The 20994-nt window shown below is 57.8% G+C and carries 17 protein-coding genes and 3 tRNA genes; 6 read left to right on the forward strand and 14 right to left on the reverse strand.

What is annotated here, in order from left to right; translation table 11 throughout:
- Window positions 1-28: 28 nt before the first annotated feature.
- From dnaB to rnr, 7 genes are all read right to left on the reverse strand, one after another.
- Entirely contained in the window at window positions 29-1417 is a 1389-nt protein-coding gene (gene dnaB / locus MHM37_RS15210; protein WP_139526810.1) for a replicative DNA helicase, read from the reverse strand.
- A gap of 158 nt (window positions 1418-1575) precedes the next feature.
- Entirely contained in the window at window positions 1576-2022 is a 447-nt protein-coding gene (gene rplI, locus MHM37_RS15215) for a 50S ribosomal protein L9 (protein WP_044628492.1), read from the reverse strand.
- A 15-nt stretch (window positions 2023-2037) separates the two neighbouring features.
- Window positions 2038-2889, reverse strand: a complete 852-nt coding sequence (locus tag MHM37_RS15220) for a hypothetical protein (RefSeq protein ID WP_139526938.1) — start codon at window positions 2887-2889, stop codon at window positions 2038-2040.
- A 12-nt stretch (window positions 2890-2901) separates the two neighbouring features.
- Window positions 2902-3129, reverse strand: a complete 228-nt coding sequence (gene rpsR, locus MHM37_RS15225; protein WP_009097135.1) for a 30S ribosomal protein S18 — start codon at window positions 3127-3129, stop codon at window positions 2902-2904.
- Window positions 3130-3162: 33 nt separating this feature from the next.
- Window positions 3163-3540 (reverse strand): 30S ribosomal protein S6, encoded by a 378-nt coding sequence (gene rpsF, locus MHM37_RS15230; protein WP_044628490.1) that lies wholly within the window; start codon window positions 3538-3540, stop codon window positions 3163-3165.
- Window positions 3541-3751: 211 nt separating this feature from the next.
- Window positions 3752-4549 carry a 23S rRNA (guanosine(2251)-2'-O)-methyltransferase RlmB gene (rlmB, locus tag MHM37_RS15235; protein WP_153843763.1) on the reverse strand — a complete coding sequence of 266 codons (798 nt, stop codon included), beginning with the start codon at window positions 4547-4549 and terminating at the stop codon, window positions 3752-3754.
- A 2-nt stretch (window positions 4550-4551) separates the two neighbouring features.
- Window positions 4552-6936, reverse strand: coding sequence for a ribonuclease R (gene rnr, locus MHM37_RS15240; protein WP_153843764.1), 2385 nt, complete (start codon window positions 6934-6936; stop codon window positions 4552-4554).
- A 270-nt stretch (window positions 6937-7206) separates the two neighbouring features.
- Here rnr and MHM37_RS15245 point away from each other — a divergent pair.
- From MHM37_RS15245 to MHM37_RS15255, 3 genes are all read left to right on the forward strand, one after another.
- A tRNA-Leu gene (locus MHM37_RS15245) sits at window positions 7207-7293 on the forward strand.
- 87 nt (window positions 7294-7380) lie between these two features.
- A tRNA-Leu gene (locus MHM37_RS15250) sits at window positions 7381-7467 on the forward strand.
- A gap of 46 nt (window positions 7468-7513) precedes the next feature.
- A tRNA-Leu gene (locus MHM37_RS15255) sits at window positions 7514-7600 on the forward strand.
- 210 nt (window positions 7601-7810) lie between these two features.
- On the opposite strand, the gene MHM37_RS15260 is transcribed toward MHM37_RS15255, so the two are convergent.
- Both MHM37_RS15260 and MHM37_RS15265 read right to left on the reverse strand, forming a co-directional pair.
- Window positions 7811-8659 carry a DNA/RNA non-specific endonuclease gene (locus MHM37_RS15260; RefSeq protein WP_139526804.1) on the reverse strand — a complete coding sequence of 283 codons (849 nt, stop codon included), beginning with the start codon at window positions 8657-8659 and terminating at the stop codon, window positions 7811-7813.
- Window positions 8660-8749: 90 nt separating this feature from the next.
- Window positions 8750-9025 carry an Lrp/AsnC ligand binding domain-containing protein gene (locus MHM37_RS15265; protein ID WP_044628486.1) on the reverse strand — a complete coding sequence of 92 codons (276 nt, stop codon included), beginning with the start codon at window positions 9023-9025 and terminating at the stop codon, window positions 8750-8752.
- Between the two features lie 252 nt (window positions 9026-9277).
- On the opposite strand from MHM37_RS15265, the gene MHM37_RS15270 reads away from it, so the two are divergent.
- Window positions 9278-9592 carry a high-potential iron-sulfur protein gene (locus MHM37_RS15270; RefSeq protein ID WP_139526799.1) on the forward strand — a complete coding sequence of 105 codons (315 nt, stop codon included), beginning with the start codon at window positions 9278-9280 and terminating at the stop codon, window positions 9590-9592.
- 96 nt (window positions 9593-9688) lie between these two features.
- On the opposite strand, the gene MHM37_RS15275 is transcribed toward MHM37_RS15270, so the two are convergent.
- The 5 genes from MHM37_RS15275 to MHM37_RS15295 form a co-directional block, all read right to left on the reverse strand.
- Complete coding sequence (locus MHM37_RS15275) at window positions 9689-11251, reverse strand: SpoVR family protein (protein ID WP_139526797.1); 1563 nt, start codon at window positions 11249-11251, stop codon at window positions 9689-9691.
- A 20-nt stretch (window positions 11252-11271) separates the two neighbouring features.
- Window positions 11272-12561, reverse strand: a complete 1290-nt coding sequence (locus MHM37_RS15280; protein ID WP_239297214.1) for a YeaH/YhbH family protein — start codon at window positions 12559-12561, stop codon at window positions 11272-11274.
- Between the two features lie 69 nt (window positions 12562-12630).
- The gene (locus MHM37_RS15285) at window positions 12631-14553 is read right to left on the reverse strand and encodes a PrkA family serine protein kinase (protein WP_153843766.1); all 1923 of its coding nucleotides are present in this window, start codon (window positions 14551-14553) and stop codon (window positions 12631-12633) included.
- Between the two features lie 262 nt (window positions 14554-14815).
- Window positions 14816-15859 carry a low specificity L-threonine aldolase gene (locus MHM37_RS15290; protein WP_139526792.1) on the reverse strand — a complete coding sequence of 348 codons (1044 nt, stop codon included), beginning with the start codon at window positions 15857-15859 and terminating at the stop codon, window positions 14816-14818.
- Window positions 15860-15999: 140 nt separating this feature from the next.
- The gene (locus MHM37_RS15295) at window positions 16000-18021 is read right to left on the reverse strand and encodes an NADPH-dependent 2,4-dienoyl-CoA reductase (RefSeq protein ID WP_153843767.1); all 2022 of its coding nucleotides are present in this window, start codon (window positions 18019-18021) and stop codon (window positions 16000-16002) included.
- A gap of 206 nt (window positions 18022-18227) precedes the next feature.
- Between MHM37_RS15295 and MHM37_RS15300 the strand changes: the two genes are divergently transcribed.
- Window positions 18228-19145, forward strand: a complete 918-nt coding sequence (locus tag MHM37_RS15300) for a DMT family transporter (RefSeq protein ID WP_139526789.1) — start codon at window positions 18228-18230, stop codon at window positions 19143-19145.
- Between the two features lie 43 nt (window positions 19146-19188).
- The gene (locus tag MHM37_RS15305; protein ID WP_139526787.1) at window positions 19189-20757 is read left to right on the forward strand and encodes a bifunctional GNAT family N-acetyltransferase/carbon-nitrogen hydrolase family protein; all 1569 of its coding nucleotides are present in this window, start codon (window positions 19189-19191) and stop codon (window positions 20755-20757) included.
- Window positions 20758-20994: the final 237 nt, after the last annotated feature.

The following is a 20994-nucleotide window of genomic DNA, read 5'->3' on the forward strand; positions in this document are numbered from 1 at the left end:
TTATACGTTCTCCCCCATGACGCTCAAGTTAATCGCCAAACGCCTCGCCATAGCTATCGGGCGCCAAATCCTCGAAGCGCGTGTATTTACCAATGAAAGCCATGTGAACGGTGCCAATCGGCCCGTTACGCTGCTTACCGATGATGAGCTCCGCAATGCCCTGATTATCTGGGTTGTCCGGGTTATACACCTCATCCCGGTAAACGAAGGCAATGACGTCCGCATCCTGCTCGATCGCGCCCGACTCCCTCAAATCCGACATCACGGGGCGCTTGTTGGGGCGCTGTTCGAGCGAGCGGTTAAGCTGCGAAAGCGCCACGACCGGGCAGTTGAACTCCTTTGCCAAACCTTTCAGAGAGCGTGAGATCTCAGAGATTTCCCCCGTGCGGTTTTCGGAAAAGCCAGGGATCTGCATCAACTGAAGATAGTCGATCATGATCAGCGCCATGTTGCCGTGCTCACGCACGATACGGCGCAGTCGCGAGCGCATCTCATTGGGCGAGAGCGCGGCGGTATCATCGATGAACAGCTGTTTGTCTTTGAGAAGGTTGACAGCCGATGTGAGCCTTGGCCAATCCTCATCTTCCAGCTGGCCCGAGCGAACGCGCGTCTGGTCGATGCGCCCCAGTGAAGAGAGCATACGCAGCATCAGCGACTCTGCGGGCATCTCCATGGAGAACACCATGACCGGCTTGTCGCTAGAGATGACCGCATGCTCGACCAAGTTCATGGCGAATGTCGTCTTACCCATCGATGGACGCCCAGCGATGATCACCAAGTCGGAGGGCTGCAGACCCGAGGTCATCTCGTCCAGATCGCGGAAACCGGTGGAGAGACCAGTCATCTCGCCTTTGAGGTTGAATAGCTCATCAATGCGGTCGACCGCTTTGGTGAGCAGATCGCTCATACCGATAGGTCCACCGGTTTTGGGGCGCTCTTCGGCAATTTGAAACACCAGCCGCTCGGCTTCGTTCAACAGCTCATCGGCGGGTCGTCCCTGCGGTGAGAACGCCCCTTCGGCGATTTGGTTGGCGGCACGAATCAGCTTGCGCAGCGTGGCGCGTTCGCGAACGATATCCGCGTAGGCGCGTATGTTGCTGGCCGAGGGCGTATTGCGGGCAAGCTCCGCCAGAAACCCTAGCCCGCCGACGGTATCCAACTGGTCCCGCGCTTCCAGCGCTTCGGACAGCGTGACCACATCGAGCGGCTGCCCTGATTCCGCCAAGTGAATCATCACGTTGAACACCAAACGGTGCTCATAGCGATAGAAATCGTCGGCGACCAAGCGCTCGGACACGTTATCCCAGGCTTGATTGTCTAGCATGAGCCCGCCTAACACCGACTGCTCCGCCTCTAGCGAGTGCGGCGGCAGCTTTAGCGCCGCCGTTTCCTGATCAGCAGAGGGCTGGTCCTGCATAGCGAGCTCCTTAAATGTAACGCGTTGCCAACGGCGCTTATCTTAGCCGGGCAGCTTCCTTCACACCACTGGCCGAATCACACTCGTCAGCGGTTCATAAAAGACAAAGGGCGCGGGAGATCCCGCGCCCTTTGAGGCGTTAGCGTTGGCGAGCGAGATTACTCGGCGACAACGACCACGCGTACAACGGCGTCCACTTCTGCATGCAGGTGGAGGTCGATGTCGTATTCGCCCGTTTGGCGAATCGGGCCCTGCGGCATACGCACTTCGCTCTTGGCAACTTCGATGCCAGCAGAGGAGATGGCGTCGGCCAGGTCACGCGGACCGATAGAGCCGAACAGCTTGCCTTCGTCACCGGCTTTGGACACCAACGACAGTTCGATGTCGTTGAGCTGCTCAGCGCGTGCTTGGGCTTCGGCTTTACGCTCAGCGGCTTGTGCTTCGAGCTCGGCACGCTGCGCTTCGAACGCTTCTACGTTCTCTTTGGTGGCCGGTACGGCTAAACCGTAGGGTACCAAGTAGTTACGACCATAACCGGGCTTGACAGTGACTTTGTCACCCAGGCCGCCCAGCTTACCAATGTTGTCGAGCAGAATGACTTCCATCTCGTAAACCTCTTGTCAATTGCTGCGGGCAAGGCGTGCGCGAACGTTCGCGAATGTATCGATCAGCCCCAACAGCAGCACAATGAGAATCGTGGGCCAGGTCGTGATCAGCAGCACATAGAATGCTACCAGCCACAGCCCGTTCATCCCCTTTATTCCAATAAACCCGTGCACTAACGCAATACCGGCGATCAGCAGCGGAATCCAACTCAGCATGGCCAGCGCCTGCGCTCCCAGCACCATGCCTGCCACCCCAAGCCCCACTAAGATAGCGAGCTCCTTGGGTGTCAAACGCAAGGCATGAAACTCATCACGAAAGCCACCTGGGTTATAAAGCCCAGCCTGCCAGCTGCGTGCTAGCGCCAAACATGCGATGGCCGCTAACAGCACAACCAACCCCGTGACGCCGCCAATGACCATGGCGGCCAGAGTCGTCGTATCGATGCCTTGGTTGGCAAACTCCGTGAGCATGCGGTCGATCTCTTGCGAGCTCTCGCGCAGCTGCTCCAGCATGAGTTCGGTGCCACCCGGGGGGCTGAAGATGCCAAGCTGAACCATGACCGCGGCCGCTAAGGTGCCAACGATCAAAGCTTCGCTCCAGCGCATCCTTTCGCGCAATATGACCGCCATTAGCGAGACGAGTAGTACGCTCGCCAGCGGAATCACATCGCCCTGCGCCCACCAGAAACCAGCTGGTAATGCCGCAGCGATAATCACCGGAAGCGCGGGAGCAAAGCCCTTGCGCAAGGTCACTAACGCTGCGATGGCCGCACCCAACCAAAACAGCCAGGGCACTAACGCTGCTAGCGCTGCCCCGCCTGCGGCATAGGGCGTGCCACGCATCAGCCATCTTGCGAGTGCCAGCATCACGTCAAACGCTTACTGGTGGCTATCGGAGTAGGGCAGCAGTGCCAGGTAGCGTGAACGCTTGATAGCGGTCGCCAGCTGACGCTGATAGCGTGCTTTGGTGCCGGTGATGCGGCTCGGAACGATCTTGCCGGTTTCGGTGATGTAAGCCTTCAGCGTGTCGAGATCTTTGTAGTCGATCTGCTTGACGCCTTCAGCGGTGAAGCGGCAAAACTTACGGCGACGGAAAAAACGTGCCATGGACTAGCTCCTTAAAACGTGCGGTGGATAAAATCAGGCAGTTTCTTCAGCTTCAGCGCGCGGTTTTTCTTCGCGACGCGGACGCTTCTCTTCTGCCGGCTTCATCATCGGAGACGCTTCGGTGATCGCTTCTTTGCAGCGAACGACCAGGCTGCGGATGATGGCGTCGTTGAAACGGAAGATGTTCTCGATCTCTTCGAGAGTCTCACCGGTGCACTCGACGTTCATCAGCACGTAGTGGGCTTTGTGGATCTTGTTGATCGGGTAAGCCAGGTGACGACGGCCCCAATCTTCCAGGCGATGCACAGTACCAGCGTTTTCGGTAACGATGCTGGTGTAGCGCTCGACCATAGCCGGCACTTGCTCGCTCTGATCCGGGTGGACCATAAACACGATTTCGTAATGACGCATGGAATCTCCTTGCGGTTTGGCAGCTTCCGATGCGCGCTGGGGCAGATGCCTCAACGGCGACAGGGAAGCAAGGAGTTAACTGAAATGCCCTTTCTAGGCCGCGAACAGCCGAGATAGCGCATCAAGCAGAACTGTTAATCGTACGGATGAGTTATCCATACGAACGCCCGCTTATGAATAAACGGGCGCAAGCATTCTAGTGGGCTGGCCGCTAACTTGCAAGCTGCCGCTGGCGAACGGCTTCGAACAGGCAGATACCGGTGGCCACCGAGACGTTCAAGCTCGACACTTGCCCGGCCATGGGCAGCTTGGCGAGATTATCGCAGGCTTCCCGGGTCAACCGGCGCATGCCCTTGCCTTCGGCGCCCATCACCAGTGCAGTAGGACCCGTCATGTCGATCTCGAACACGCTGGTCTCTGCTTCACCGGCAGTACCGGTAATCCAGACACCCGCATCTTTGAGCTTGGCCAACGTGCGCGATAGATTCGTGACCTGATAGACCGGCACGACTTCCGCCGCCCCACAGGCCACCTTTCTGACCGTGGCGTTGAGCGGTGCGGCTTTATCTTTCGCCACGATCACGCCGTGGGCCCCGGCGGCATCGGCACTGCGTAGGCAGGCACCGAAATTATGCACATCGGTGACGCCATCGAGCACCAGTAGCAGGGGCGGTGTAGATGCCTGCCAGGCGCGCAATTTCAACCACAGCGACTCTTCCCCTTCGGGCGTCAAAGGCGCGCAAAACGCCACCACGCCTTGGTGCGCCGCGCCCTGGGTGAGCTGGTCGAGCACATCCCGGGGCTGCTCTTTGATGCGTGCACCACTGGCCTGGGCGCTTGCCACCAGCTCTTTCAAGCGGTTACCCGCCCCTTGCTGAACCCACAGCTCGCGGGGTGCCTCTCCCCGCTCGAGCAGACTCTCGAGGGCGTGAACGCCGTAGACGTGATCCAAGCCATCCGGCGTGCGGATGGCCTTTTGAGGGTGACGTCGAGACGACGACGATTTCATGCTCACCCCTTTTTCGCTGATGGTTTGCGCGAGCCGCTGCGCGTGCGGCGCGGGCCGCGACGCGCTGGCGGTTTATCGGTGGCGGCGGCCGCTTTGGGGCCACCCTCTTCGCCACGACGCTTACGGGGCTGACGACGCGGGCGCGGCTTGTCGTCGGCCAAACCAAAGTCGATTTTCCGATCGTCCATATCGACACGCGCCACTTGAACGGTCAGACCGTCACCCAAGCGGTAGGTAGTCCCCGTGCGCTCCCCTTTCAGGCGATGTTTCTCGGCTTCGTAGTGGTAGTAGTCCGAGGGCAGTGACGTTACATGTACCAACCCTTCGACATAGAAGTCATCGAGGCGCACGAACAGGCCGAACTGAGTCACCGAGGCAATCGTGCCTTCGAACGTCTCCCCAAGCTTATCGGACATGAACTCACACTTGAGCCAGCTCTCGACATCGCGAGTCGCTTCATCCGCGCGCCGCTCGGTCATCGAGCAGTGCTCGCCCAGTTCCAGCATTTGCTCGAAGGTATAGGGGCACCACTTGCTCGGCGGCTCTACCGGTGCCCCTTCTACCCGCACGACCGTATTGGTCTGGCGCGGCCCGCGAATGACCGAGCGAATAGCGCGGTGAACCAAGAGATCGGGATAGCGGCGAATCGGTGACGTAAAGTGCGCATACGCCTGGTACGCCAAACCGAAGTGTCCTTCGTTCTGAGGCGAATAAACGGCCTGGTTCATCGAGCGCAGCATGACCGTCTGAATGATATCGGCATCCGGTCGGTCAGCGATGGCTTCGCGTAGCGCTTGATAATCTTGCGGCGTGGGTTCGTCGCCCCCACCCACGGAAAGCCCCAGCTCACTCAAGAACAGGCGCAGCTTGTCTAAACGCTCGGGCGTGGGCCGCTCGTGAATACGGTAGAGCGCTGGAAGGTCGTGCTTGTCCAGGAAGCGCGCCGTGGCCACGTTGGCGGCCAGCATGCACTCCTCGATAAGCTTGTGAGCGTCGTTACGCGTTCGCGGCACGATTTTTTCGATCTTGCGCTCATCGTTGAAGATGATCGCCGTTTCGGTGGTATCGAAGTCGATCGCGCCCCGCTCTTCACGGGCGGTACGCAGCAGGCCGTAGAGTTCGTGCAGGTTCTTGAGCGGCTTGACCAATTCCGCATGCTCACGACGCAGCGCCTCACCCTCTTCGCTCTCGCCGTCCAGCATGGCCGCCACCTTGTTATAGGTCAGGCGTGCATGGGAGTTCATCACGGCTTCATAGAACGAGTAGCGACTAATGGCGCCGGTTTTGGAGATATTCATCTCGCACACCATCACCAGGCGGTCGACATGCGGATTCAGCGAACAGAGGCCATTGGAGAGCAGCTCCGGCAACATCGGGACGACTTGACCGGGGAAGTAAACCGAGTTCCCACGCGTACGCGCTTCATCATCCAGCGCAGTGCCGGGTCGAACATAGTGCGACACATCGGCAATCGCTACCAACAGCTTCCAACTACCGGATTTGGTCTTCCAAGCGCAGACCGCATCGTCGAAGTCTTTGGCAGATTCGTCATCGATGGTGACAAGCGGAATAGCACGCAGATCGACGCGATGCTTTTTATCCTCCTCCAAGACCTCGGCAGAGATTTCGCTGGTTTGATCCAGTACCTCTGGCGGAAACTCGGCAGGGATATCGTAACTGCGAATGGCAATGTCGATCTCCATGCCAGGATCCATACGCTCACCTAGCACTTCGATGACTTCACCCACCGGCTGCACCCGCGTGGCGGGCTGCTGCACGATCTTGGCCGAAATGACCTGGCCGTCTTTGGCACCCCCACAGGCGGTATGTGGGATGATCACTTCTTGCGTAATACGCGGGTTTTCAGGAATCAGCACCCCAAACTCCGGCGTGTTACTACGATATACACCGACAATGGTTTGAGTATTACGGGCAATCACATCGGCAATGGTCGCTTCATCACGACCGCGACGGTCACGACCACTAATGCGTACCAGCACGTGATCCCCGTGAAACACACGCCGCATTTGACGAGGCGGCAGGACGAGATCCGGCTTTTTGCCATCATCTCTGAGCACGAAGCCAAAACCATCGCGATGCCCAAGCACCTTACCTTTAATCAGATCGAGCTTATCGATCAGCGCGTAAGCACCTCGTCGATCACGCAGCACTTGTCCGTCGCGCTCCATAGCGGCCATGCGTCGACGCACGGCTTCGAGATGATCTTCATCCTCGATGCCCAACATGCGGCTCATGTTTTCATGGGTGATGGGCTTGCCGTAGCTCTCTAAGGCAGCCAACAGATATTCGCGGCTGGGCGCAGGGTTGTCGTACTTTTGCGCCTCGCGCTCGGCGTGCGGATCATCACTTAACGTCCAGTACTTCATGCGATCAACATCCTTGATGGCGTTTGCGGGAGGCGGACAGTTGGCGCAGCGCCATGGCACTGCGGGCGGGAATCACTATCGACGCAACTGGCGTCGGCATCAGCGACTAATGAGCTGACGCATGGCATGTTTTGTTTGGTCATGGGCGCAGTATAGCGCTGCCCGTTCAATCACCCAACCACCTAACGTCCCATTAATGGTATTTCAGCGTTAAAAAATCCGCCTAAGGGCTTGCATTTAGCGGCGACCCGGGTATCATACGCGCCACTTGCCCAGATGGCGGAATTGGTAGACGCGCTAGCTTCAGGTGCTAGTGACCGTATGGTCGTGGAGGTTCAAGTCCTCTTCTGGGCACCACTTGACATCATGTTACCCCCTTTTCATGACGTCACGATGGTGCAGCGGCAAGTCAGTAGCAAAGGCTACGGCAGTGAGTTCGTGTTCGCCCAGGTGGCGGAATTGGTAGACGCGCTAGCTTCAGGTGCTAGTGACCGTATGGTCGTGGAGGTTCAAGTCCTCTCCTGGGCACCATGCGAGTACGAACGTTGCGCTGTGACCACAAACGAAAAGATGATGCGCCCAGGTGGCGGAATTGGTAGACGCGCTAGCTTCAGGTGCTAGTGTCCGTACGGACGTGGAGGTTCAAGTCCTCTCCTGGGCACCATGATGGGTTCCCATCCGCATCACTCTTTCATATCTCTCCTTCTTTTATTCTCTTTGTTCTTACGCTTCTTTTTCGTCAGTGCGAAACGTTGATGCACTTCTTCTTTTTATTTGACCCATTCCTCTCTGCGAATGTTGATTTGTCGCGCCTAAACCCTACTACGGTGATACACGACGACGAGCGAAAATCAAACGACTCTCGCCCGCCGACTTACTGGTAGCGACCCGGCCGACGCGCCACCTCTTCCAGTGCCCAGCCTTGAGTGCGTAACTCGCCCTCAAGCACCGCCTCCATCGCAGGCGTTAAGTCTGGAAAGAAATTGAGCCCCGTTCGCGCCTCGACCTCATCGATGGTGACGAGATAATCATCCAGCGGCTCGTTACCTCTTACCTCTTGGGGCATGATGAACGCTAGCGCCAAAGGCGCTTCCTCGTGGGGGGCGACGATGATTTTATAAAACGCTATCGGCACTTCCACGAAGCCCACGCGATTGAACACGTTATCCATGAAGCGCTCCGGGTAAATAGGCCCAGTGATCACCTGCAAGCGCTCGAAACGAGGCGCAAAGTGGTCCATCACCGACTCTTCCAAACGCTGCCACAGCTGACGGTTCAAGTTAGGTCGTTGAGGCGCCATGTTGCTCATCAAGAAGGTATCGATTTGCGCACGGCGGCCATGCACCGCAGCAATGGCGTAGTTGGGAGCTAGGTGTCCGCGATCATAGCCACTGCCTGAGTAGCTGTCGGTGCCCACGGGCCAAAGCGTTCTCCAGTCTGCTTGAAAATTGGGTCGGCCACCGATGCGCGTGTCGTCCGGCACGGCAGCGACTTGATAGCTCACCCATAGCGCACCGACACGCACATCCGACCACCCTGCCAAAAATCCGTCGTTACGCAACACCCGATGAATGGTGGTAGGCCTAAACGTTTCCCAAGTAGGCACGCCTTTCCAGGTGTATGCCTCTTGGTGTTGCCGTCCTTGGAACTCCCATAGACCGGTGCCCACCATGACAAACAGCACAGCAATGCCCAGACGCCGCCCTTGCCGGCGCCAGCGCACAAATGAATTCCCCAACGACGTCACTCCCCTGCACTTTCTTTTGAGCCACTTCTTTTATGTATTTATGAGCTACTGTTTCACTGACCTGTACTACCAGCCAAGCGAAAACATGGTTTCCAGGTCGTGACGAGAGTGTACTTGCATGGCGTTCAACGTTTCGGTATCGCTGATCCCTTCCACCGCATTGAGCCGCTCGGTCACCAGCTCGGCGAGGCTCTCGAAGTCGCGGGTTCGAGCAATGGCCACCAAGTCGTAACGACCACAAGTTGAGTAGACTTCACTGATCCCTTCTACATCGGCTAGGCGCTCGGCAACGGCTTTTACCTGGCCTTTTTCGGTATTGATCAAGATCACTGCGTTTTGCATGGCGCCCTCGCTGCTCATGAAGTGTGGTTATCACGCTACGGGGCGAGTATAGCAGCCTGTAAGGCTCGGCCAAGCGCTGGTGCTCGGCGTGGCTAATTGTCGCGCTATTTATAAGGTTATTCGCACTAATTTTTAGCATGCGCTAGCATGTACCTTAGACCTCCGATTTATAAGAATTGTCGGAGTTTTAAGAGGTGGACCACCACCCGATCACCGTAGTAAAACGTCAGACCGTGACGATAAGGAGACACCATGGCTAATCAGAGCCGTCGTAAGTTCATGCGTAACAGCGTGCTTGGCCTCGCCGCCCTGCCGTTTGGTGCTGGAATCCTGTCTAAGAGTGCTTTTGCCCAGGAACTCCCGCGCTTGGATCCGTCCTCTCCTACTGCTCAGGCGCTCAACTACGTTGAAGAAGCCAGCGATGCGAGTGACCACCCCGCTTATGAAGAGGGCGAACTCTGCTCTAACTGCATGTTCTTCAATGCAGACACCGAGGGTTGCCAGCTCTTCCCCGAAAATAGCGTTGCCCCAGAAGGCTGGTGCCAATCCTGGACCGCAAAAGCGTAAGCTGCTTTTTGGCAATGCCAACGACATTACCCCGCGCACTGCGCGGGGTAATGGTTTTTTTGGGCGAAAAACCCATTACTTGGCTGAATACCATCATCAACCCGCTTCTTTGCTCTCCTCTTCGACGGGCCAACGGTAACGACGCGTGACTTTTCCCTCTTCCATTGATATCAAGTGGACAGGAAAGCCCCAGAGTTCCTGTAAATGACGAATCACAGGGTAGACACTTCTGCCCAGAGGACGGCGATTATCCTGAATGTGGTGCAGCGTTAGCGAACGATCTCCGCGAATGGCGGCTTCCACCACCTGAATATTGGGTTCGCGAACGGACAGCGCATACTGGCTCGCGAGCGCTTCGCGAACGCGCTTATAGCCACGGTCGTCGTGAATGGCAGCGACTTCCAGGGTCTCCGCATGATCGTCATCGACGATCAAAAAGAGTTTTAGATCGCGAATGACCTTGGGCGATAGAAACTGCTGGATGAACGACTCATCCTTGAAATTTCGCATCGCAAACTCTAAGGTCTCCCGCCAAGCGCTGCCCGCCATGTCGGGGAACCACTCCCGATCTTCTGCGGTCGGCGCATCGCATATCCGTTTGATGTCCATGAAGATGGCAAAGCCCAGTGCGTAAGGGTTCAGCCCGCTGTAATAGGGGCTATCGAACCCCGGCTGATTGATGACCGCCGCGTGGGACTGCAAGAACTCCAGCATCAGCCCTTCATCGACCTTACCCTCATCGTAAAGTCGATTCATTAGCGTGTAGTGCCAGAAGCACGCCCACCCCTCGTTCATGACCTGGGTTTGCCGCTGTGGGTAAAAGTACTGGGCCAACTTACGCACGATACGCACGATTTCACGCTGCCAAGGGGCCAGCAGCGGGGCATTCTTTTCGATGAAGTAGAGCAGGTTCTCCTGGGGCTCGGAGGGGTAGCGACCCCCCGTATGCAGCCCTAAGGGGTCATCGTCGCTGTGCAAGCTTCCCGGGAGCGGCGCGACGCCAGCTGGCGGCTCGGGGATCGTTCGCCACAACATGTTGACCTGGGTTTGCAGGTACGCTTCGCGCTCGTCTTGGCGTTTGGCCTCCTCCTCCGCCGAGATGGGTGATGGCCGCTTGTAGCGGTCTACCCCGTAGTTTTGTAGCGCATGACAGGCATCCAAAAGTTGCTCGACGGCGTGCACGCCGTGGCGCTCTTCACACTGCGCGATGTATTTGCGGGCGAACACGAGGTAATCGACGATGGATTCCGCATCGGTCCACGTGCGGAATAGGTAGTTGCCCTTGAAGAAGGAGTTATGACCGTAGCAGGCATGAGCAATGACCAGCACCTGCATCATCAAGGTATTCTCCTCCATCAAGTAGGCAATGCAGGGGTTGGAGTTGATGACCAGCTCGTAAGCCAATCCCATTTGTCCACGTTTGTAGGCCTGCTCGACAGCGAGAAACTGCTTACCGAATGACCAGTGGTGATACCCCACTGGCATACCGACGCTGGCATAAGCATCCATCATCTGCTCGGTGGTGATGACTTCGATCTGATTGGGGTAGGTATCTAGCCGATACTCATCGGCGAGCCTAGCAAGCTCCTCATCGAAGCGCTCCAGCACGCTGAAATTCCAGTCCGACCCAGTGGCGATGGGCTTGCGGTTTACACTCATGGCGCACTCCTCGACTCGCACTACCGCTCTTGGCTCATGCGGCGCTTGAATAGCTCACGAAAAACGGGGTAGATATCGCCCGCATCGACGATCTGGCGCATGGCGAAACGCTCGGGAAACTGCGCCGCTACGGCTTCGTACTCGTGCCACAGCGATTGATGATCGTGCGGGGTAATCTCCACGTAGGCGTAGTACTGCAGTTGAGGCATCAACTGCTTCACCAACAGATCACGGCAGATATTGGAATCATCGTCCCAGTTGTCACCATCGGAGGCCTGGGCCACGTAGAGATTCCACTGGCCAGAGGGGTAGCGTTTTTCGATGATCTTGTTGACCAGGTTCAGCGCGCTGGAGACGATGGTGCCGCCGGTTTCTCGTGAGTAAAAGAACTCCTCTTCATTCACCTCTCTAGCAGCTGTATGGTGGCGCACGAACACTAGCTCGACTTTCTCGTAATGCTTTTCTAAAAAAAGATAGAGCAGTAAGAAAAACCGTTTGGCGATGTCTTTATGGTTCTGCGTCATGGAGCCCGACACGTCCATGACACAAAACATCACCGCTTGGCTCGATGGTTGCGGCTGGGCGGCGAGCTGGTGATAGCGCAAATCGTAGGTATCGATGAAGGGAATGGCGTCGATACGTTTTTCCAGCCGTTCGATCTCGGCCTTGAGCTCCCCGACGCGAGCAGGATTACGCAGTACCGGATCTTTACGCTCCTCGGCCGCCAGCGCCTCTTGCGCCTCCTTCAAAGCACGCTTGATGGGTGCACGCATGGCGATGCGCCGTGCATAAGCCTCGCGCATCGATCGGGTAATACTGATGCGTGACGGCACCCCATCCCGCGCCAGTCCTGCGCGCACCATTTTGATCTCTTCCAACGACTTGAGCGGCTTGCGTTGTAAATGGGGAAGCTCCAAGCCATCGAAGACGAACTCCAGAAACTCTTCGCGGCTAAGGGTGAACGCAAACTCGTCGTTCCCCTCTCCTTGGTTGGAAGCGCCGCCTTCCCCGGCACCGCCACCACCCCCTTGGCCGCTAGGTCGACGGATTTTGTCACCTTCCAAAAACTCCTTATTACCCGGCGAGACGATGTTGCGTGCCCCACTCGGGCCGTGCTGAAACACGGGTTCGGAAATGTCCTTGGTGGGAATCGATATTTTCTCGCCGCGCTCCATGTCGGTGATGGAGCGGCGGTTGACCGCCTCCTCCACCGAGCGCTTGATGTGCTTGCGGTAACGCTCCAAAAAGCGCTGCCGATTGACCGCGCTCTTATGCTTAGCGTTGGGTCTGCGATCAATAAAGTAGGTCATTCGACCTCCTCAACACCTCGATCTTGAGCGCCGAATCGTGGCGCTCTTGTATGCGGGCCAAGCAGCCCGCTACTGAGACTTACGCACGCGCAGATACCACTCTGAAAGCAGCCGCACCTGTTTCTCGGTATAGCCACGGTCCACCATGCGCGCCACGAAATCCTCGTGCTTTTTCTGATCCGATTTCGACGCTTTGGCGTTGAAGGAAATCACCGGCAAAAGCTCTTCGGTGTTGGCAAACATCTTGTGTTCGATGACGCCTTTCAGCTTCTCGTAAGACTGCCAGCTGGGATTCATACCGTTGTTTTGCGCCCGCGCCCGCAGTACGAAGTTCACCACTTCATGGCGGAAGTCTTTCGGGTTGGAGATGCCTGCTGGCTTCTCGATCTTCTCGAGCTCTTCGTTCAGCGATTGGCGGTTGAGCAGCTCGCCTGTCTCGGGATCACGATACTCCTGGTCTTGAATCCAGAAATCGGCGTAGGTGACATAGCGATCGAAGATGTTCTGACCGTACTCGCTATAGGACTCGAGATAAGCGGTTTGAATCTCTTTGCCGATGAAGTCCACGTAACGCGGGGCCAAAAACTCCTTGATGAAGCCCAGGTAACGCTCGAACACTTCGGAGGGCAGCTGTTCGCGCTCCAGCGCCTGCTCCAGCACGTAAAGCAGATGGACCGGGTTAGCCGCGACCTCCATACTGTCGAAGTTGAACACTTTCGACAGAATCTTGAAGGCAAAGCGGGTCGAGAGCCCCTGCATGCCCTCGTCTACGCCTGCCGCATCGCGGTACTCCTGAATCGATTTGGCGCGCGGATCGGTGTCCTTCAGGTTCTCCCCGTCATACACCCGCATCTTGGAGTAGATGCTGGAGTTCTCCGGCACCTTGAGCCGCGACAGCACTGAGAACTGCGCCAGCATGCGCAGCGTATCCGGCGCGCAAGGCGCGGCGCTGAGGGAGGAGTCTTCCAACAGCTTTTGATAGATCTTGATCTCTTCCGACACCCGCAGGCAGTAGGGTACTTTGACGATATAGACACGATCCAGAAACGCCTCGTTATTGCGGTTGTTACGAAACGCCTGCCATTCGGACTCGTTGGAGTGGGCCAGAATCACGCCATCGAAAGGAATCGCGCCCATGCCCTCGGTAGGGTTGTAGTTGCCCTCTTGGGTAGCGGTCAGCAGCGGGTGCAGCACCTTTATGGGAGCCTTGAACATCTCCACGAACTCCATCAGCCCCTGGTTGGCACGGCACAGCCCGCCGGAGAAGCTGTAGGCATCCGGATCGTCTTGGGAGTAAAGCTCTAACTGGCGGATGTCCACTTTACCGACCAGCGACGAGATATCTTGATTGTTCTCATCCCCCGGCTCGGTTTTGGAGATGGCGATTTGGTTGAGACGCGACGGATAAAGGCGCACGACTCGGAACTGAGAAATATCGCCGCCGGCCTCTTTCAAGCGCTTAGCGGCCCATGGCGACATGACGCTACGCAGGTAGCGCCCAGGTATGCCGTACTCCTGCTCTAGCAGCTCACCATCCTCTTCCGGTGAGAACAGTCCAAGCGGCGATTCATAGACCGGCGATCCTTTGATGGCATAGAAGGGAATGCGCTCCATCAATAGCTTCAGGCGCTCGGCCAGCGAGGATTTACCGCCGCCGACCGGGCCCAACAAATAAAGAATCTGTTTGCGCTCTTCGAGCCCCTGGGCCGCGTGACGGAAGTAAGCCACGATCTGCTCGATGGCCTCTTCCATACCGTGAAACTCGGCAAAAGCTGGATAGCGGCGAATCACCTTGTTCGAAAAAATGCGTGATAGACGCGGGTCTTTCGCCGTGTCGATCACTTCAGGTTCGCCTATCGCTTCCAGCATGCGCTCTGCGGCGCTGGCATACACCTTGGGGTCGCGGCGACAAAGCGCCAAGTACTCCTCGAGGCTCATGTCCTCTTGCTGAACGCGGGCAAAACGGTCTTGAACGTGATCAAAGATGCTCATGGAACTCTCCTGTGGCCCATCCCCCAGCGCAACCGCCAAGCCAATACCCCAGACGGCGTGCTATTCGAGGTGTCGCTCTATCAGCGTAGTCAGCATTAGCAAAAAGTGATGACACTATCTTCAACGCAGCTCATGTGACCGCTGAGATACCCTTATGAGCGTATGAGGAGAGGTTTAGTTGCGTTGAATCCAACTCGGCGCTACAACGCAACACGCCACCTTTTAGGTGGCGTGTAAGCAGTGCTCTAGCCGCTTGGCCAGGCTATCCTAGTACCTCTTTCACATCGGCCAATAGCTGATCGAGCAATTCAACGGTGGTGTTCCAAGCGCAGACGAACCGCGCTCCGCCAGCACCGATGAAGGTATAAAAGGTCCATCCTTTGGCTTTCAACGCTTCGATGGCGTGAGGCGGCAATTCAACGAACACGCTGTTCGCCTGGGTGGGGAACATCAGCGAGACACCCGGCAGCGCCTGTAGCCCTTCCGATAGATAACGCGCCATGGCGTTGGCATGTTCGGCGTTGGTCAGCCAGGCCCCGCTCTCCAGCAAGCCCAACCACGGCGCAGAGACATAGCGCATTTTCGATGCTAGCTGCCCCGCCTGCTTGCATCGGTAGGAGAAGTCTTCCGCCAATTCGCGATTGAAGAATAGGATCGCCTCACCAAACGCCAAGCCGTTCTTGGTGCCCGAGAAGCACAGTGCATCGACGCCCACTTGCCACGTCAGCTCTGCTGGCGATGCATTGAGGCTTGCGCAAGCGTTGGCAAAGCGTGCACCGTCCATGTGCAGCCGAAGGTCATGCTTATCTGCCATGGCGCGAATGGCCAGCAGCTCTTCGCGAGAATAGACGGTACCCACTTCGGTGGCCTGGGTGAGCGAAACGACTTTCGGTTTCGGATAGTGAATGTCGCTACGCTTGGTGACCAGCGCTTCGATCCCCTTGGGCGTCAACTTGCCATTTGCCCCCGGCGAGGTGAGCAACTTCGCACCGTTGGAAAAGAACTCAGGGCCGCCACACTCGTCGGTCTCGATATGTGCCAGCTCATGACAAATCACGCTGTGGTAGCTGCGCCCCATCGCGGAGAGCGCCAGTGAATTGGCTGCAGTGCCGTTGAACACGAAAAACACGTCGCAGTCGTAGTCGAACATTTCCCGAAAACGGTCGGCGGCACGGGCGGTCCAGCGGTCATTGCCGTAGGCGAGGTCATCCGCCTGATTGGCTTCGAGTAAGTACTGCATCGCCTCCGGGCAGATACCGGAGGTGTTGTCACTGGCTAGAAATCGTGGGGTACACTCCGAGGGCATGACGATAATCCTTATGTCTGACGGTCGTGCGGCGCAGGCTGGGTGCCACCTGCGCCTTAAATCCCTAACGTGGCTTAGTAGTTAGGGTGATTCATCAGTCTATCGCCATTGTGCCGTTAACGTCACGCTCTCGATGCGCGTTACAGCGCTGCCGCCAACCGCGTGCCTTGATCGATGGCACGTTTGGCATCCAACTCGGCCGCTTCTGCTGCGCCACCAATGACATGCACGCGGCCACCTAACTGGGTGAGCGGCGCTATCAAATCGCGCACGGACTCCTGCCCTGCGCACACTACGACGGTGTCCACCTCGATCACTTGCTCCTGTCCGTCGCGACGAATATGCAACCCGGCATCATCGATACGCACGTATTCGCAGCCGGTGAGCGTCTGCACACCCCGCTGCTTTAGAGAAGCACGATGTACCCAGCCCGTGGTTTTGCCTAAGTTTTTGCCTGGCTTGGAGCTTTTACGCTGCAGCATGACGATACTGCGCGGTGAGCGCGGCGGCTGTGGCGCTTTCAAGCCGCCTCGCTCGCCCACTGCCAAATCCACGCCCCATTCATCGCACCACGCGTCGATATCCGTAGCAGGGTGGCCTTCGTGAGACAGCAGCTCAGACACATCGAAGCCAATTCCGCCTGCCCCAATGACCGCCACGCGTTGCCCCACCCGCTCGGGCTGCTCGATCGCCTCGGCATAGCTCAACACGCAGGGATGGCCGGCGCCCAACAGCGCCAGTTCACGGGGCATCACTCCAGTGGCCACCACGATCTCATCGAAATCCGCCAATGCGTCTACGGTGGCCTCGGTATTCAGACGCACATCCACCGCGTGTTTCTCCAGCATCACACGGAAGTAACGCAGCGTTTCGTTGAACTCTTCCTTTCCAGGAATTTTACGAGCGTAATTGAACTGTCCGCCCAGCTCGCTGCGCCGCTCGAACAGCACCACGGCGTGGCCACGGCTGGCCGCCGCCACGGCCGTCGCCAACCCCGCCGGGCCGCCGCCAACGACCGCGACCCGCTTAGGCGTTTGCGTCGGTGTCAGGGTAATCTCGGTTTCGTGGCAAGCGCGGGGATTGACCAAGCAGGAGGTCAACTTACCCATGAAGGTGTGGTCCAGACAGGCTTGGTTACAGGCAATGCAGGTATTGATCTCATCCGCCAAGCCCGCCTGCGCTTTGCGTACCCACTCAGGGTCTGCCAAAAACGGGCGCGCCATCGACACCATGTCCGCATGGCCTTCTGCCAGCACCCGCTCGGCCACCTCGGGCATATTGATACGGTTGGTGGTGATCAACGGAATCGACAGGGCCGCACGCATGCGCCGAGACACCTCGGTAAATGCGGCCCGGGGCACGCTGGTCACGATGGTCGGCACCCGCGCCTCGTGCCAGCCAATGCCGGTATTGATGACGTTGGCGCCAGCGGCTTCGATGGCTTGGCCCAGCTGCACGACTTCTTCCCAGGAGCTGCCCTCCTCTACCAAATCGATCATCGAGAGCCGGAAGATCAGCAGGAAGCGCTCGCCCACGGCTTGGCGAATACGCTTGACGATCTCGACGGGGAAACGCATGCGCCGCTCGAAATCTCCCCCCCAGTCGTCATCACGCTGGTTGGTACGCCGGCAGATGAACTGGTTGATCAAGTAGCCTTCCGATCCCATCACCTCGACGCCATCGTAGCCCGCCTGTTTCGCCAGGATGGCGCAGCGAACGTAGTCGTCGATTTGCTGCTCGACGTCGTCGCTGGAGAGCGCCCGGGGCGTAAAGGGGTTGATCGGTGCCTGCAGCGCTGAAGGAGCGACCAACTCCGGAGAGTAGGCGTAGCGCCCCGCATGCAGAATCTGCATACATAAATGGCCGCCTTCGGCGTGAACCGCCTCGACCACCTGGCGGTGCGCCGCTACCTGCGAGGCGTCCGTCAGCGCATTGGCTCCCTGAAAGACGGCGCCTTCGGCGTTCGGCGCGATGCCTCCCGTCACGATAAGGCTGACCCCCGCCCGCGCCCGCTCTGCATAGAACGCAGCCAAACGCTCGAAACCGTTCGGCGCCTCTTCCAAATTTGTGTGCATGGACCCCATCAAAACGCGATTGGGCAGCGTCAAATGACCGACGGTCAGCGGTCGAAACAGGTGCGGATAAGCTGGCGCTGGGTGCATCACGGCGCTCCTTTAATGTTATCGATGTGGCTAGCCTCTCATATTCAAACAAGCGTATGACATGGCGCGTTCGACGTACAGCCTTTTAGGCGGCTCGTTGACCTGCTCTTTGGTCTACCACGAAACGCCGCTGCCCCTTGCTCATCGTAGCAAAGCGCGTCACATTAACCGGCTAACGATAAGGGACCGAGTTAAGGGAAGCCGCTATGCCGTTGATGTACTTTTTACCCCCGCTGGCCACGGTGTTGATCTGGTCGGGCAACATGACCATCAACCAGCTGACCGTTGGGGCGATTGCCCCCAGCAGCATCGCCTTTTTGCGCTGGCTGCTCGCGCTGCTGGTCATGACGCCCTTCGTGCTGCCTGCCGCTCTGCGCCACCGTGAGGAAATAGTGCGTAACTGGCCGAAACTGGCGCTGCTGGGGCTGCTGGGCATGGGGCTGTGGCAAGGGCTGGCCTACGTGGCTGCAGAGACCACCACCGCGACCAACATGGGCATTTTAGCCGCCATGGTTCCGCTCCTGACGGTGCTACTCAGCGCCTTGATTCTCAAGGAACCCCCAACGCTGGGCGGTGTCGTAGGCGGCGTGCTCGCCTTTATCGGCGTCACCGTGCTGCTGGGCCGCGGCAACCCACTTTCTCTGCTGCAGTTAGAGGTGGCGCAGGGCGACGCGTTAATGGTGGTCGCCGCCACTTGCTATGCGCTTTATGGCGTGATGCTCAAACGCTGGGCGATGAATCTGCCTCCTTGGGTCATGCTCTATGCCCAGGTCTGTTTTGCCGTGTTGTTCTTGCTGCCGCCCTATCTCATGGGCCCCATGACACCGGTGGATGGGCAGAACGTTTGGCTGATCCTGTACGCGGGCATTCCCGCCTCGGTCATCACCACGTTTTTATGGATGCGCGCCGTACGCCAGATCGGTGCCAATCAATCGAGTATTTTCATCAACCTCATGCCATTATTTAGTGCGCTGATTGCCATGGCGCTATTGGGTGAGCAGGTATCGGGCTTCCACTTCATTGGCGGCCTGCTGATTCTCGCCGGGGTGATCATGGCCCAAACGCTGACGCGCCCGCTGGTACGCGCCGCCGCGCCGCATAAAACGCGCAGCGCCCAGCAGTGATACACTAGGCTATCTCCATTCGACGACTGGGTACCCCTGAACTATGTCCCTAGAAGACCTGCACCTCAATCTGCGTAACCTCGCCAGCGACGACTACGATCAGTTGAAGTCGCTGATGGACGCGGTGTATCACGACATTGGTGGCGCTTGGCCCAAGCACACCATCGATAAGCTGATCCAAGAATTTCCTGATGGTCAGATTGCTATCGAGGACGATGGCGTGCTGGTCGGCGTGGCGCTCACCGTGCAGGTGGATTACGACGAGTTCTCCAACCCGCACAAATACGACGATTTGATCGGCCATCGTGAAATCATCCTGAACGATCCGGAAGGCGATGCCATGTACGGGCTGGATGTACTGATCCACCCAGACTATCGCGGCTACCGCCTGGGCCGCCGCCTGTACGAAGCGCGTAAAGAGCTGTGCCGTTCGCTCAACCTGCGGGCTATTTTGGCGGGCGGACGTATTCCCGAGTATCACCAGCACGCCGTCGAGCTAACGCCTGCCCAGTACATCGACAAAGTCTCCCGCAAAGAGATTTACGATCCGATTCTGTCGTTCCAGCTTGCCAACGACTTCCAGGTCAAACGTCTGTTACGCAAGTACCTGCCGGAAGATGAGCAGTCCCGAGGCTACGCCACGCTGTTGGAGTGGAACAACATTCTGTTCGAGCCCGCTGAAAACGTGCTGGACACTCGCCCCACTCAGGTACGCGTGGGCGCGGTGCAGTGGCAAATGCGTGAGTTCGCCTCCGTGGAGGCTGCGCTGCAGCAAATCGAGTATTTCGTCGATGCTTTGTCGGATTATCAGAGCGACTTTGCCGTTTTCCCGGAGCTGTTCACCACGCCACTCATGGGGCTTCAGGACCGGGCTGCCCAAAAAGACCAAACGGCGGCCATTCGCTTTTTGGCGGGCTTTACCGACCGCTTCAAGAGCGAGCTTTCCCGCATGGCGGTCTCTTACAACATCAATATCATCGGTGGCTCGATGATCGAGGTGGGCGAAGACGACCGTCTTTATAACGTAGCGTACCTGTTCCACCGCGATGGCGAGGTCGAGAAGCAGCTCAAGCTACATATCACCCCGCAGGAGCGCCGCGACTGGGTGATCGAAGGGGGCGACAATCTGCAGGTCTTCGACACCGACGCGGGCCGAGTGGGCATTCTCATCTGCTACGACGTGGAATTCCCGGAGCTGGGCCGCCTGCTGGCCGATCAGGACATGGACATTCTCTTCGTGCCGTTCTGGGTCGATACCAAAAACGGCTACCTGCGGGTACGCCACTGCGCCCAGGCCCGCGCCATCGAAAACGAGTGCTACGTGGTGATTTGCGGCAGCGTCGGCAACCTGCCGTCCATCGAGAACCTGGATATCCAATACGCGCAGTCGGCGGTGTTCACGCCCTCCGACTTCGCGTTCCCCCACGATGCGGTGCTGGCCGAAACCACGCCCAACACGGAGATGATCTTCTTCTCCGACTTGGACCTCACCCGCCTCACCGTGGTGCGCGCCGAAGGCTCGGTCACCAACCTCAAAGACCGCCGCAAGGATCTCTTCGACCTACGCTGGCGCGACTGGTCGTGGAAGTCCGGCAGTAAGCAGGAAGACTGACGGCCAAGCCGCCAATCCATCCCGCATAAAAAACGCCGCCCACACCGGGCGGCGTTTTGCCATTCACAACTAGCTATTCACAACTAGCCATTCACAACTAGCCATTCACATGGAGCGGCCCTAAAAAAGTAGACACCTTTTTTTTAGGAGAAGGTGTCATGAAGTTCAAGAATAGTCCACGCTATACCGAAGCATTTATACGTGAGGCCGTACAGGCCTCGCTCTCCTCACCTCAAA

It is taken from the genome of Halomonas sp. MMH1-48 (assembly GCF_022348105.1).
In the GTDB taxonomy this organism is placed as follows: domain Bacteria; phylum Pseudomonadota; class Gammaproteobacteria; order Pseudomonadales; family Halomonadaceae; genus Vreelandella; species Vreelandella piezotolerans.

What these genes read in the sequence shown, in the direction of transcription:
- dnaB (WP_139526810.1), bottom strand. Translation starts at nt 1,417, where the DNA reads ATGCAGGACCAGCCCTCTGCTGATCAGGAAACGGCGGCGCTAAAGCTG.
- rplI (WP_044628492.1), bottom strand. Translation starts at nt 2,022, where the DNA reads ATGGAAGTCATTCTGCTCGACAACATTGGTAAGCTGGGCGGCCTGGGT.
- MHM37_RS15220 (WP_139526938.1), bottom strand. Translation starts at nt 2,889, where the DNA reads ATGCTGGCACTCGCAAGATGGCTGATGCGTGGCACGCCCTATGCCGCA.
- rpsR (WP_009097135.1), bottom strand. Translation starts at nt 3,129, where the DNA reads ATGGCACGTTTTTTCCGTCGCCGTAAGTTTTGCCGCTTCACCGCTGAA.
- rpsF (WP_044628490.1), bottom strand. Translation starts at nt 3,540, where the DNA reads ATGCGTCATTACGAAATCGTGTTTATGGTCCACCCGGATCAGAGCGAG.
- rlmB (WP_153843763.1), bottom strand. Translation starts at nt 4,549, where the DNA reads ATGAAATCGTCGTCGTCTCGACGTCACCCTCAAAAGGCCATCCGCACG.
- rnr (WP_153843764.1), bottom strand. Translation starts at nt 6,936, where the DNA reads ATGAAGTACTGGACGTTAAGTGATGATCCGCACGCCGAGCGCGAGGCG.
- MHM37_RS15265 (WP_044628486.1), bottom strand. Translation starts at nt 9,025, where the DNA reads ATGCAAAACGCAGTGATCTTGATCAATACCGAAAAAGGCCAGGTAAAA.
- MHM37_RS15270 (WP_139526799.1), top strand. Translation starts at nt 9,278, where the DNA reads ATGGCTAATCAGAGCCGTCGTAAGTTCATGCGTAACAGCGTGCTTGGC.
- MHM37_RS15275 (WP_139526797.1), bottom strand. Translation starts at nt 11,251, where the DNA reads ATGAGTGTAAACCGCAAGCCCATCGCCACTGGGTCGGACTGGAATTTC.
- MHM37_RS15280 (WP_239297214.1), bottom strand. Translation starts at nt 12,561, where the DNA reads ATGACCTACTTTATTGATCGCAGACCCAACGCTAAGCATAAGAGCGCG.
- MHM37_RS15285 (WP_153843766.1), bottom strand. Translation starts at nt 14,553, where the DNA reads ATGAGCATCTTTGATCACGTTCAAGACCGTTTTGCCCGCGTTCAGCAA.
- MHM37_RS15290 (WP_139526792.1), bottom strand. Translation starts at nt 15,859, where the DNA reads ATGCCCTCGGAGTGTACCCCACGATTTCTAGCCAGTGACAACACCTCC.
- MHM37_RS15295 (WP_153843767.1), bottom strand. Translation starts at nt 18,021, where the DNA reads ATGCACCCAGCGCCAGCTTATCCGCACCTGTTTCGACCGCTGACCGTC.
- MHM37_RS15300 (WP_139526789.1), top strand. Translation starts at nt 18,228, where the DNA reads ATGCCGTTGATGTACTTTTTACCCCCGCTGGCCACGGTGTTGATCTGG.
- MHM37_RS15305 (WP_139526787.1), top strand. Translation starts at nt 19,189, where the DNA reads ATGTCCCTAGAAGACCTGCACCTCAATCTGCGTAACCTCGCCAGCGAC.